Origin of the sequence: Mycoplasma phocimorsus, from assembly GCF_030077875.1 — a bacterium.
Classification (GTDB): Bacteria; Bacillota_I; Bacilli_A; order Mycoplasmatales; family Metamycoplasmataceae; genus Mycoplasma_H; species Mycoplasma_H phocimorsus.
The window spans coordinates 43,804-57,051 of the sequence record NZ_JASEJT010000003.1 but is presented as its reverse complement, the minus strand read 5'-3'; the positions used below and the strand labels follow the sequence as shown (position 1 = coordinate 57,051).

Sequence of the window (13,248 nt, the reverse complement as noted above, 5' to 3'; positions counted from 1 at the left end):
TTGAGAATGGTGAATCGCAAGAAGCAATAAATGCGGAGCAGTTATATCCAATACTTAAAAGTGATGGATGGGCTGAAAAAGAGAAGGCGAGAACGGCAATAGACTGGGCGGCAACTGTGGCACAGGCTGGGCTAACAATAGCTGAAGCGGCGGCAAATAATGGAGAAGAAAAACATTATAAAACGGCATGAAAAGCGGTGGGTATAGCTAATAAATTGTTTCAGATAGTTTTAGGCGGGACAATTGATAGTAACATTTTAAGAGATATTAAAGATGAGGCGGCTTCGATAGCGTATGATTATGCAGAAAACCACTGACATTTTATAAAAGGAGCGGAAATTTTGGCGGATATTATGCTGGACATGCAAGAATTTATAATGCAAAAAAGCAGGGATGCTCACAAAGAATCAGCTTTTAATGCAAGTTGAAGCACAAGAGATAAATTATGAAAAATTGAGCAGTATGAAGCGCAAAAGAAAGAAGAATTCGCACAAAGAAACTTTAAGCAGCTAACAGCGTGATTGTTTGCAATGTTTTATCATAATGATAAAGATGAATCAGGAATACAAAAGTATATCAAAGAAAATGGAGAAGAAGGAAAAAAAGGGGTAAATAATAATTATAAATTATGGTCATGATATTATAATATAATGTCCCCAAATAGCAAAATAAAAAAATTTAATTCTAAAAAAGGAGAAGAAGAAGAAGAAAAAGAAAAATTTAAAGATAAAAAATGACAATTAGTAAAATGGAAATTTGAGGATTTTATTTGAAATGAAAATAATTCTAAAGATAAAACAAAACAAAGAAAGTTTGGAGTGCTAAAAAGTATAGCAGCAAAAAATGGACTTTTTGATTCGGTAATAAAAACAATAAAATTAATCAGCAGTTGAGATAATAAAAGTCCTGATTCAAGAGCACAAGAGTTAGTAAATATAACAGTGGGAGTAACTGCAGCAATAGCAAAAATAGTGAAAAGCCTTAAAAAAACCAATTAACGGGAAATAATATAACAAAAATTAACATAAAATTATATTACACTATAGCGACTTGCTGTGGTGTTTTTAAATTCAATTTTTTAAATCCTTTTTTCCTGAGTTTCCAAGTTAAAGCCATATATTTTTAGTAAGGATATATAAATATATCCTTTTTTATTTTTTAAATATACATTGTATACTATAATTTAAAAATGTCTAAATTTAACATATTAAACTGCACTAACACACAAGGTAAATATACTTTTGTAATTCAAAGAAATAAAGGTAAAAATGGTTATAAAAAAATTGTTTTACTTGGTAATTATGAAAAATTAGAAGAGCAGAATAAAGATTATCTTGTAGTTTTGAGAAATTTAATAAAAAATATTAACTGAACAAATGATTCACAAGAAATTAAAGAATATTTATTGAGTAATTTTTTAAAAAAGTGGTTTAGTAAAGACTGTTTGAGTAAATGATGGGGTTAAAGTAATTTACAAAGTTATAAAAAAGCTTGGAATTTATAATCTCTTATCTAAAACTAAACATAAAGATTTAGAAGCACTTTTAGAATATCAGATAGCTTTAAAAATATTAAGCGAAAATAGCATCTTAAAATGTTTTGAACAAAAAGATGAATATCAAAATAATATAGAATGTCTGAGAACAACTTTTTACAATTTCCTAGACATTTCATCTGATAATCAAGACGCAATTTTCAAAGGAATTAATAACAAAATTACACAAGAAACTGAAAGAAATATTGAATTGATTTTTTATGACTCTTTAACTGTTTATTTTTAAAGTTTTATTAGAGAAGGATTGAGGGTTCCGGGCTATTTAAAAGATGGAAAATTCAAAGAAGATCAAGTTGTAATTGGGATGGCTACTGATGAAAATGGAATACCTATTTTCTTAAAATTATTTCGCGGAAATACTGCTGATTGCGACACATTTATTCCTTTTATTATCGAAATGAAAAATACTTATAATCTTAAAAAAGTGACAATAATTGCTGATAAAGATATGTCAATTAATAGAAATATAAGATTTTTAGAGTCAAACGGAATAAATTTTATTATTTCTTACCGTCTAAAAACCTCTTCTAAAGAATTTAGAAAATTTGCACTTGATGAGAAAGGTTATAAACAAATTAACTCAAGCACAAGATATAAAGAGTATAAATATAACTCTCATTGAAATGGAAAAAGAGCCAATGAGAAAATATTCGAAGAAGAATCATTACACACAGCACTTTTCGAGCTAAAAAAGATAAAGAGGATCGTATAAATTTAATTAATAATTTTACTAAAAAACAAAACTTACAAGGTGTTGTTACTGCTGATAATATTATTGGAATAAAAAAGTATAAATTTTATAAAAAAGTTAGAAAAATGGAATTCACTTTAGACTACAGCAAAATTTTAGAAGATGAAAAATTTGATGGATATTATGTTTATGAAACATCAAGAATGGATTTAAAAGCTGCTGATATCATCGAAATTTATTACAAGCAATGGCAAATTGAAGAAAACCTCAGAACACTAAAAAGCGCTCTAAGAGTTAGACCAGTTTATGTTTGAACAGATAAACATATTAAAGGGCACTTTATTCTATATATTTAGTTAATAAATACTATAAACAAAATGGAGAAGTTAATTTCATGACAAATAATAAATTTAGTGATGCAATTAATTCAAAACTAAGCTGTAATGAAGTTTTAGATGGAAAAATAATAAGAACATTCAGCATAAACTCCTCTTCAAATGAAAAAGTAAAAATATACAACGATATAAATAAATCTAATTCATTTATAGCATACAAAATAAAGAAAAAACTCAAATTCAGGAAATTTTAAGCCTGTATTTGAGTTTTTATTACTTAACTTGGAAACCCGGAAAAATATATGAAATCTAAGATAATTTTCCAAGTTTTTGACTTTAACTTTAAAAGTATAAAATCTCTTTTAACAAAAAAACAATAACTTATTATCTGTATTAACAGAAATTAAGTTATTGTTTAATATTAATTTGAATACAATTATTAATTTTCTTTTGTTATATCAGGTTGCTTAATAACTACATTTTGATTGTATGATTCTTTAGATTCAGCTTCAATTTCAGAAACTAATTCTTCAAATGAATACTCTTTAGCAGTTTCTGCTTTTTTATCTACCTTAGGAGGAAGTTTTAAATGTGTAGCAATATAGTCAATTTCTTCTTTAACAATTGTTTCTTTTTCTAATAAAGCAACTTTAATTAATTCATGCAATTCTCTATTTTCATTAATAGTTTTAATAGCTAATTCTTGAGCTTCTAAAATAATTTTTCTTACTTCTTCATCAATTTCAATAGCTATTTTTGAGCTTAATGAATTGCTTTTAGCATAATCCCTTCCTAAAAAAGGATTTTCTGAATCTTCTTCATATTTAATAGGACCTAAAGAAGACATACCATATTGGGTAACCATTTTTCTGGCAATAGATGTAGCTTTTTCAATATCATTTCCAGCACCAGTAGAAATATTTTCTTTACCATAAATAATTTCTTCAGCAGCTCTACCACCCATAAACGAAGCTATCATTGCTAATAACTCTGATTTAGTAGCATTGTATTTTTCTTTATCAGGAAGCATTAAGTTGTAACCACCAGCATTTCCACGAGGAATAATAGTAATTTTTTGAACTTTATTAGCTCCGGGAACTTTAATACCTACAACAGCATGACCAGCTTCATGATATGCAACCATTTCTAACTCTTCTTTAGTTATAACTCTATTTTTCTTAGCAGGACCAGACATTACTCTATCAATAGCCTCATCAATTTGACTTGATGTGATAACATTAGTTTTTTCTCTAACTGACAAAATAGCAGCCTCATTAATAACATTTTCTAATTGGGCTCCTGAATAGCCAGGCGTTCTTTTAGCAACATTATCAAATTTAATTTCCGGAGAAATTCTTTTACCTTTTGCATGTAATCTAAGAATTTCTTCTCTAGCTTTAATATCAGGAAGCGTAAAATTAATAGTTCTATCAAAACGACCAGGTCTTAATAGCGCGGGATCAAGAATGTCAGTTCTATTAGTTGCAGCCATAATTAAAATTCCAGAATTTTCTTGAATACCATCCATTTCTACAAGGATTTGGTTAAGAGTTTGCTCTCTTTCATCATTTCCTCCACCAAGTCCAGATCCTCTTCTTCTACCAATAGCATCAAGCTCATCAATAAATATAATTGCAGGAGATTCTTTTCTAGCGACAGCAAACATATCTCTAACCCTTTTAGCCCCTAACCCAACAAACATTTCAACAAAGTTTGAAGCAGCAATAAAGAAGAAAGGAACACTAGCTTCACCAGCCGTAGCTTTAGCAAGAAGAGTTTTTCCTGTACCAGGAGGACCACCAAGTAAAATACCTTTAGGAATTCTTGCCCCAGCAGCAGCATATTTTTTAGGATTTTTTAAATAATCAACTAATTCTTCCACTTCAACTTTAGCCTCATCATTTCCAGCAACATCAGAAAATTTTTTATCTGATTTAACTCTAACAGCTTTATTGCTTGAAGGAGTACCTGGACCACTCACAATGTTCATTTGTTTTCTATATAATCAGTACATTAATAGGCCTAATAATATAACAGGCAATAATGAAAATAATACACTTCTTCATCATGGTACCTTATCAAATGCAGGAGATTCTTGTCAGATTCCTTTTTGACCTAATTTAGTATTTGTTAAAGCAGATTCAATAAGATCATTTCATGTGCTTTTAGCAGTAATTTTGGGATTATTAATAATTTTAGCTAATTCACTACCAATCTCGTAATTTGATCCTCTTTTACCTGAAAAGAAGGTTTCAAATCTTGTTCAGTTTTCAAACTTAACTTTTGAATGACCTTTTAAAGCTCCTTCTACAGGCAATTCTTTATTAAAAGTCAATGTAACTGTTCTATCATTATCTATATAAATATTTTTAATAAAATATTCATCATCTTCTTTTTTAGCATTTTCAACTAATGCTGTTTGAAACTGATTTGTATCCTTGATTGCAAAAGCAGTATTATAAAAGAAATTTCTTTGCACAAAAATACCAACAACAGTCAATATTAATAAGATGATAATTACTCACTTAATAATATTACGCTTATTATTATTCATAAATTCTCCTTAATTTAATAAATTAAATTATATAGTTTTTTTGCTTTTTTAAATATATGTAATTTTTTAGTAAAAAACTTGAAGTATGTTTTGCAGAACAAATAAATTGTTTTATTGAATTTATTTTATTTTTACTTAATTCAATATTTTTGAACTTTATATGAATTAATTTAAAAATTAATTGATTTTGGTATTTAAAGTTTTTAAATATTGCACAATCAAAATTTGAAGATTTTCAAATATTAAATTCTCTATTAATATTTTCAAGAATTAATTTATTTTGAGTGTTTTTATTAATAAAATACATAATTTTTTGTCTAAATTCTTCATCAGACATTTGTTTAATTTTTATTCTGATTTCATTACGTTTATAAATAGGCTTTTCATTAGAAGTATCAATTGCAAATTTAATATTTTCAGTATTTAAAAATCTTATTATGTCAGCTTTCCTAAAACTAAAAAGCAACGGCCTAAAAATATTCATATTAAAATTAAAAATTCTTTCAGAAATACCGAAATACAACGGCTCAACATGCTTTTCTTCTTGCATTAAACACGTTTCTAAAAAGTCATCTAAATGGTGTGCCACAAGAAGTTCACTACATTGATATTTATTATAAATTTTATAAAAAAATTGATAGCGAATATTTCTAGCTTCTTCTTGAAAATTACCTTTATAATTATGATTTTTTTCAATATTTAAAACTTCTAAATTTATATTATGTTTTAAACAAAAATTACGAACAATTTGTTCATCAACTCAACTATCATCTCTTTTATTATAGTTAACGTGAGCAACAACAATATCTTCATTTTTATATTTGTTAAGCAAAAACATTGAGTCAGGCCCACCACTTACAGCAAGCAATTTTTTATTCATTTTCTTTTAGTTTATGATTATAAAGATTCATAGCAAAATAAATATCATTATATAAAAAGCAATTAATAGCATCAATATACTTAAACATATTTTTATCTAATAATTCAAGTTCATCAAGTTTAAATTTTGATAAAACCCAATCTTTTAGTCTAAATTTATTATTAAAGCCAACACCAATTTTTAATCTGTTTAATGTTGATATTTTAAATTCATTCATAATATCTTTAATGCCATTATGATTACCACTACTTCCATTAACAAGCAAACCAGCTTTTGCTACCGGTAAATTAATTTCATCATGAATTATTAAAATATCAGCAATATCAATATTAAAAAACTTAGCTATGTCTTTAACAAATTTACCAGATTTATTCATATATGTTAATGGTTTGGCTACAACAAAATCAGACCCCTTATAAAAGACTCCATTAAATTTCTCTTTATCAAGTTCAATTTTATGTTGCTTTAAAAAAGCATCAACAACAGAAAACCCAATATTATGTCTTGTATTTTCATATTCATTTCCGGGATTACCTAAACCAATTATTAATTTCATATTAAAATTATATATATTAATTATCGATATTTTTTATTAAAATATTTATATGAATATATATAAAGACGAGGAAAAAGGCGAAAAAAAAGATGATGTTAAAGTCGTAACGATTACAGCTTCACAAGATACTAATAATTATGATTTTGACATTTCAAAAAGAGATGAATTAAGAGCTAAAGAATATAAAATGCCAGCAGCATTATATAAATTACATAATTCAGAAGTATGAACCAGTAATATTAAAATTATATTTAATGTTATAATTTTATTGATTTCTATAAGTTATATTATTCTTCAAGCAATAGGTGTATTTTTTACTTCATTTAATATTAAAAATACAACTTGAGGCTGATATATGCCTTCAAGCGCTATGACTATTATTTCAAGTGCAAAAATAGCTTTAAGTGCAATATATAAAAATTCAGTTAATAATCAAATAAGCAGCTTTAAAGATGGAAAAATAGATTCTACAGTTACACCAACATTTGTTGGAGAAGTATATATAAAATCATCAAGGTCAAACATAATAAATATTTGACTTACCACCTGATTAAATGTTTATATTCTAATTTTTATTGGAATTGTTTCATTGCTTTACTATAAAAATGAAGGAATATGAGAAATTGGAGAAATAGGCTCTAATTTTTATACAAAAATAGACTGACATAATATTCTAAATAATACTTTTGGTAGCACAGTAGTTTTAATAGTAGGATTTTCGGTTTTTTTAGCAGTGATAACAGTTTTAGCAATTATCAAATATATTTATAATTACAAAAAAATGAAATTAGTAGAATCTTATGTTCCAAATAACATAAGTTCATATCAAGAAAAATCAAATACTAAACAATTACATAAAGCGTGTTTAATAATTTCGCTAGTTGTGCTTGCAATATTCATTTCTTTAATAGTGATACCACTATTTATATTATGAAAGAAAAGGAAACGTAATGGATAATAAATTTAAAAAGATAAAGTTAATAGCTTTCGATATTGATGGAACATTAATAGAATATGGTCAACATTCTGTAAAAGAAAATGTTTTACAAATGTTAGATACATTAAAGGAAAAAGAATATAAAGTTGCACTTGTAACAGGTAGAAACTATATAACTATAGGCGATAAATTAGATTTATTTGAAGAAGTAGATTATTTTATTGGTGCAAATGGAATATTTGTTTATGATGTAAAACAAAAAAAAGAAATTTACAATGATTATATTAATTTAGAGCATGTAAAAATAATTATGCCTAAATTATTAGATGTAGTTGATTCCGGTTATTTATGTGATGATAAACATTTATATATTTCAAAAACTTTAGATACAACAAACTGATTTATGAAGCAATGAGTTGATTTTTTAAAACCACTTGATTATAATATCATAAATCCAGATACAATTTCTATTATCGCATTAACACATTCAGATCCTTTACAATATAACAAGGTAGAACAAGTTATTAAGGAAACACATTTACCTCTTTCAATAACATCAACATGAACAAGAGGAACATTTATTTCTAATAAAAATGTTGATAAATGAACTGGATTAGATTGATTAGCTAAACATTTAGGACTTACTCTTGAAAATGTAATGGCTTTTGGTGATGGTTCAAATGATATTAAAATGATTCAACACTCTGGAATTGGTATTGCAGTACAAGGTAAGGATTATGCTATAGATACAATCAATAAGGTTGCTGATTACATTTGCGATTCTCCTAAAGAAGATGGCCCATATAGATTTTTAAAAGAAAACAAATTCATTTAGAATTGAGAAATAATGAAATTTTTAGCAGAAAATAAAACAATGCTAATTATTGTTTCAATAGCAATATTAGGATTAATAGGATTTGTAGCATATCAATTTGTTACAGAAAAACTAAGAAAAAAGAAAATATTGAAAGAAAAAGCAGAATTTGAAAAGTTGTGTTCAGATACTTATAGAAAATTTATTAATGAAATTTATGAGTTAATATTGAGTAATGATAAATTATTACAAGAATTTATTGTTTCTATTGGTGATTATAAAATGGGTGAAATTACTAACATAGCAAAGGACACGTTAAAATTAATAGATAGAAGTGAAATGTATAGAAATGTTTTTTCTAAAGATGAAATGTATCATGATTTTGCAATCCACTTTATGGCTTTATATGAAGAAAAAAGCAATATGTGAGAAAAAAGATGCGATGAATCAGTAAAATGATTTAAGAAAGAATATGTTGTTGTTGAGGAAAAAGCCAAACAACTTTTAGAAGTAGAAATGAAAGCACCCAAATCTAAAAAGTTAAAAAAAGTAAAAACTATTAAGGAAATTAAATAATGAAAAAATTACCTAACATTTTAACTGTTTTTAGAATTATACTTGTTATACCATTTTTAGCTTTAATGCTTTGATTTAATCAAATTAATGATTTTAAAGAGTATCCAATTTTATCTAGATCATTACTAGCGGCTTCATTAGGAATTTTTATTTTTGCAATGCTAACAGATTTTTTAGATGGTTATATTGCAAGAAAATATAATGCAGTAAGTGAGTTTGGTAAATTATGAGATCCACTTGCTGACAAAATAATTACGAATGCGGCACTAATTTTACTAAGTACTGCTAACATAGTTCCTGTTTGAATTACTGTAATATTAATTTTAAGAGATATGATAGTTGATGGATTTAGAGTTGTTTTAGCAAAAAATAATGTTAGCGTTGCAGCAAACAAATGAGGAAAAATAAAAACAGTTGTTGTTTCAATAGGAATAATATTTGTAATGAGCGCATTTACAGCAATTAATTCTAATAGTTGAAAAATTATTGATACAGAGATAATTAATATTGATTATAAGTTTTTATTTATTAATATTTTTAATACTCCATTAATAATCGGTGTAATTCTAAGTATTATATCTGGCGCAATTTATGCAAAAACAGGCTGAAAATACTTATATAAAAACTAATTAGATAACACATACAGTGTGTTATCTTTTATTTTTAACAATTATCAAAAAAACACCCCTTACGAAGTGTTTTAAAATTTAATTATTAAACATGTCTTTTTAAATTGAAGTAAGTTTTTTCGCCATCAAATTTTGATGTTTCACCTAATTCTTCTTCAATTTCTAATAGACGGTTGTATTTAGCAATACGGTCTGTTCTTGACATAGAACCTGTTTTAATTTGTCCTGTGTTTAAAGCTACAGCTAAATCAGCGATTGTTGTATCTTCTGTTTCTCCTGAACGGTGTGAAACAACACACGTAAATCCTGCTTTATGAGCTAATTCCATTGTATCTAATGTTTCAGATAAAGAACCAATTTGGTTTAATTTAATTAAAATTGAGTTAATTACATCTTTTTTAATAGCCTCTGCTAAAATAGCTTTATTTGTAACAGTTAAGTCGTCGCCAACAATTTGTAATCTATCTCCTAATCTTTGTTTCATTAATTTAAATCCATCTCAATCTGATTCATCTAAACCATCTTCAATAGAAATAATTGGATATTTATTTACTAATTTTTCATAGTAATCTACCATTTCTTCTGTAGTGTATTCTAATTTAACACCTTCTAAGTGTTCAAATCCCACACGTTTTTCTTCAATAGCAGCTTTTAGTTTTTTAAATACGTATTTTTTAGCTTCTTTATCATAAAATTCACTTGAAGCAGGGTCCATAGCAATAGCAACTGCATTTTCACCTTTTGTAGCAGGAACTAAACCTGACATTTTAATAGCCTCAACCATAAAGTCTAAAACTTCTTCATGTGATTTTAAATTAGGTGCATATCCACCTTCATCACCAACAGTTGTGCCATGACCAGCTTTTTTAAGTAATTTACCTAAATTGTGAAATACTTTGTTAGCCATTTGTAAAGATTCCCTTAATGATTTTGCACCAACTGGCATAATCATAAATTCTTGCATATCAACAGTATTTGATGAGTGCGCTCCACCATTCATAACATTTAACATAGGGACAGGAAGTGTTCTAGCATTTGCACCACCTAAGTATTTGTAAAGTGGTAATCCACTTTCAGCAGCAGCAGCATGAGCAACAGCTAATGAAACACCAAGAATAGCGTTAGCACCTAAGTTTGTTTTATTTTTTGTACCATCAAGTTTGATCATAGCTTCATCAATAGCTCTTTGATCTGAAACTTCATATCCGATTAATTCTGGTGCAATAACTTCATTAACATTAACAACAGCTTGCATTACACCTTTTCCACCAAATCAATTATCTTTGTATTGTGGAAATTTTTCATCTCTTAATTCACAAGCTTCTCTTGAACCAGTACTTGCCCCTGAAGGAACCATGGCTTTACCAACAAAACCTAAGTCAGTAACAACTTTAACAGCAACTGTAGGATTACCTCTTGAATCTAAAACTTCTCTAGCTTTAATTTCAATAATTTGTGACATATTTTCTCCTTTTATATAATTTATATCTTTATATTATATTAATTTTATTAAAAATTAATGTGAGAAAATAAAAAATAAACACCGCGATGTCTATTTAAAATCCTCTATTCAAATTAATTTTTAAATTATTGTTTCTAATTTTTTGCCTAATTTTTTCATAAATAACATCATTAGCATCAAGGCATTTTCTACATAAAGCTTGACATTCTTTAATCAAAGTATCATAGTCATTATTTTTTTCAAAATGTTTGCCCCTACCAACAATTTTATATTTCGATGTATTAAGTATTTTCTTATAAAGACGAATTATCATATTTGATTCTTCATTTTCTTCAATATTATTTTTAGTAAAAAACAAAGTTAACATTTGAGACAAGTCTCCATAAGCTCCAAGCAAATTATATTTTTCTAAACCATTTAAAAGTTCTATATAGTTATCATAAATATTAATTTTTTGTTTATTTGATGAAATAATTAATTTGTTTTTGTTAATTTCATAATAATAATGCTGAATTTCATTAGCTTTATTAAATAATAAAATCATACTTCTAATATCACTTATTGAATATTTAAAAAGTTCTTCTTCTAAAGTGCAAAGAACAGCATCTCCTTTTAAATGTTTTCATTTTTTATTAACATTAATTTCACGATTAACAAACCCTAAAATGCTTGCTAATCTTCCATCATGTTGTAATGCTTTATCTCTAAGCTCTCTATTAATAAAAGATGGCAAAATTGATTTTATTGAATTGTTTTGCGATAAAAATGAATGCTTAAATTTAACGAAATAATTATCCTTCTCTATATCCTTAAAATTATCTAATGCTATTTGAATTTTATCAGGAATCATATTCTCTGCACTAATAACAACATCCTCTTTATCAAATATTTTTCTAAATACAGAATTCTCATATTCATTAGATCATGCATAAAAACAAAATTTCTTATTAAATTCTTTCCAATTTGTAACTTTTAACTGATTAAATATAATTTGTTCTAATTCAAATAACATTGATTCTGCTCAATTATTAGAGTTCATTTTATCATAAGGTATCATTTTAGATACAATAGTTCATTCATTATCTCCATTTTTATATGCTAGTGAAAACATATATGGCACATTTACATAAAAAGATGAAATACCTTCAAAATCAATCAATATAGGGATTAATTTATTATTTTTATTCATATTTCAAATTATATTTAGTTGATTATAAATGCAATAAAAAAATACAATATGCCGATACAAATAAGAGCAAAATCTTTAAGCAAGAAAATTTAAATGATTTATTAAAGTCAATTGACTTTAATAATTTTTATTTAAAATTAAATAAAAAAACAGGCCTGGACCCGCTTTTTAGTAAATTATTTTTTACCTTCGTACATACGTTTGAATCTTTCAACTCTACCTGTTGCTTTATTTTTAGTTCTATCTCCTGTATAAACTGGATGACATCCTGAACAAACGTCAATTGTAATTTTTGATTTTGAACTACCAAATGTAAATTCTTTTCCACATGTTGAACATTTTGTTTCAACTGAGAAATATTTTGGGTGAATATCTTTTTTCATAACTTATTTCCTATTTGTTGTAGTACTCAACAATTAATGCTTCATTAATATCTTTATGTAGTTCTTTACGTTCTGGTAGACGATCAAATGTAATTTTAAATTCTTTTACTGTCAATCAGTCTGAAGCTTTTCTTTGTTCAATTGATTCTAAAATTTGTACATTTTTTCTTGAAGCTTCTTTCAATTCAATAACATCGCCTAGTTGAACATTAATTGAAGGGATGTTTGCTTTTTTACCATTTAATAAGAAATGACCATGTGTTACAAGTTGTCTTGCTTGTCTTCTTGTTTGTGCTAAACCAGCACGATAAATAATGTTATCAAATCTTGCTTCTAACATTTGTAAGAAGTTTGTACCAGCAATACCTGATAATTTACTACTTTTATCAAATGTTTTTCTAAATTGTTTTTCTGTTAATCCATATGTAAATTTAAGTTTTTGTTTTTCATACATATGTAGACCGTAGTCTGAAAGTTTTGTTCTTTTTTGTCCATGTTGACCAGGAGCGTATTCTCTTTTTCTACCTTTAGCAAATTCTTTTCCGCTTTCAAGGATTGAAAAACCATAACGTCTTGATTTTTTAAATACAGGACCTCTATATCTTGACATATTGTTTCCTTTCTATGCATAAAAGGGATTAATTCTTTAAACATATTTAAAGTTTAATGATTTCAATTATCAGCTTC

Annotated in this window: 16 protein-coding genes; 9 read left to right on the top strand and 7 right to left on the bottom strand. The window is 26.4% G+C overall.

The window, feature by feature from the left end; translation table 4 throughout:
- The 5 genes from QMA87_RS00285 to QMA87_RS00265 all read left to right on the top strand — a co-directional run.
- On the top strand, positions 1-998 hold a 998-nt coding region (locus tag QMA87_RS00285), incomplete at its 5' end, for a hypothetical protein (protein WP_283833631.1).
- Positions 999-1,189: 191 nt separating this feature from the next.
- Complete coding sequence (locus QMA87_RS00280) at positions 1,190-1,465, top strand: hypothetical protein (protein WP_283833630.1); 276 nt, start codon at positions 1,190-1,192, stop codon at positions 1,463-1,465.
- A gap of 334 nt (positions 1,466-1,799) precedes the next feature.
- Positions 1,800-2,267 (top strand): IS1634 family transposase, encoded by a 468-nt coding sequence (locus QMA87_RS00275; RefSeq protein ID WP_283833629.1) that lies wholly within the window; start codon positions 1,800-1,802, stop codon positions 2,265-2,267.
- Positions 2,174-2,602: an IS1634 family transposase gene (locus QMA87_RS00270; RefSeq protein WP_283833628.1), complete on the top strand. Its 429-nt coding sequence runs from the start codon at positions 2,174-2,176 to the stop codon at positions 2,600-2,602. Before QMA87_RS00275 ends, QMA87_RS00270 begins: the two co-directional genes overlap by 94 nt.
- A gap of 38 nt (positions 2,603-2,640) precedes the next feature.
- Entirely contained in the window at positions 2,641-2,835 is a 195-nt protein-coding gene (locus QMA87_RS00265) for a hypothetical protein (protein ID WP_283833627.1), read from the top strand.
- Positions 2,836-3,020: 185 nt separating this feature from the next.
- Here the strand turns inward: QMA87_RS00265 and ftsH are convergent, their stop codons facing one another.
- Genes ftsH through pth form a run of 3 tightly spaced genes read right to left on the bottom strand, consistent with a single transcriptional unit; the run spans position 3,021 to position 6,571 of the window.
- Entirely contained in the window at positions 3,021-5,135 is a 2,115-nt protein-coding gene (gene ftsH / locus QMA87_RS00260) for an ATP-dependent zinc metalloprotease FtsH (protein ID WP_283833626.1), read from the bottom strand.
- A 22-nt stretch (positions 5,136-5,157) separates the two neighbouring features.
- On the bottom strand, positions 5,158-6,015 hold the full coding sequence (tilS, locus tag QMA87_RS00255; protein ID WP_283833438.1) for a tRNA lysidine(34) synthetase TilS: 858 nt from the start codon (positions 6,013-6,015) through the stop codon (positions 5,158-5,160).
- Positions 6,008-6,571, bottom strand: coding sequence for an aminoacyl-tRNA hydrolase (pth, locus tag QMA87_RS00250; RefSeq protein WP_283833625.1), 564 nt, complete (start codon positions 6,569-6,571; stop codon positions 6,008-6,010). The genes tilS and pth overlap by 8 nt, the downstream gene beginning before the upstream one ends.
- A gap of 49 nt (positions 6,572-6,620) precedes the next feature.
- On the opposite strand from pth, the gene QMA87_RS00245 reads away from it, so the two are divergent.
- Genes QMA87_RS00245 through pgsA form a run of 4 tightly spaced genes read left to right on the top strand, consistent with a single transcriptional unit; the run spans position 6,621 to position 9,527 of the window.
- Entirely contained in the window at positions 6,621-7,529 is a 909-nt protein-coding gene (locus QMA87_RS00245) for an MSC_0882 family membrane protein (protein ID WP_283827149.1), read from the top strand.
- Positions 7,522-8,343, top strand: coding sequence for a YcsE-related riboflavin metabolism phosphatase (locus QMA87_RS00240; RefSeq protein WP_283833441.1), 822 nt, complete (start codon positions 7,522-7,524; stop codon positions 8,341-8,343). Before QMA87_RS00245 ends, QMA87_RS00240 begins: the two co-directional genes overlap by 8 nt.
- Before the next feature lie 12 nt (positions 8,344-8,355).
- Positions 8,356-8,898, top strand: coding sequence for an MHJ_0274 family protein (locus QMA87_RS00235; RefSeq protein WP_283833624.1), 543 nt, complete (start codon positions 8,356-8,358; stop codon positions 8,896-8,898).
- Positions 8,898-9,527 (top strand): CDP-diacylglycerol--glycerol-3-phosphate 3-phosphatidyltransferase, encoded by a 630-nt coding sequence (gene pgsA, locus QMA87_RS00230; RefSeq protein WP_283830317.1) that lies wholly within the window; start codon positions 8,898-8,900, stop codon positions 9,525-9,527. Before QMA87_RS00235 ends, pgsA begins: the two co-directional genes overlap by 1 nt.
- Positions 9,528-9,612: 85 nt before the next feature.
- On the opposite strand, the gene eno is transcribed toward pgsA, so the two are convergent.
- The 4 genes from eno to rpsD form a co-directional block, all read right to left on the bottom strand.
- On the bottom strand, positions 9,613-10,989 hold the full coding sequence (eno, locus tag QMA87_RS00225) for a phosphopyruvate hydratase (RefSeq protein WP_283823907.1): 1,377 nt from the start codon (positions 10,987-10,989) through the stop codon (positions 9,613-9,615).
- A 94-nt stretch (positions 10,990-11,083) separates the two neighbouring features.
- The gene (locus QMA87_RS00220; protein WP_283823908.1) at positions 11,084-12,178 is read right to left on the bottom strand and encodes a hypothetical protein; all 1,095 of its coding nucleotides are present in this window, start codon (positions 12,176-12,178) and stop codon (positions 11,084-11,086) included.
- Between the two features lie 176 nt (positions 12,179-12,354).
- Entirely contained in the window at positions 12,355-12,561 is a 207-nt protein-coding gene (gene rpmE / locus QMA87_RS00215) for a 50S ribosomal protein L31 (RefSeq protein ID WP_283823909.1), read from the bottom strand.
- 10 nt (positions 12,562-12,571) lie between these two features.
- Entirely contained in the window at positions 12,572-13,171 is a 600-nt protein-coding gene (gene rpsD, locus QMA87_RS00210) for a 30S ribosomal protein S4 (RefSeq protein ID WP_283823910.1), read from the bottom strand.
- Between the last annotated feature and the right edge of the window lie 77 nt (positions 13,172-13,248).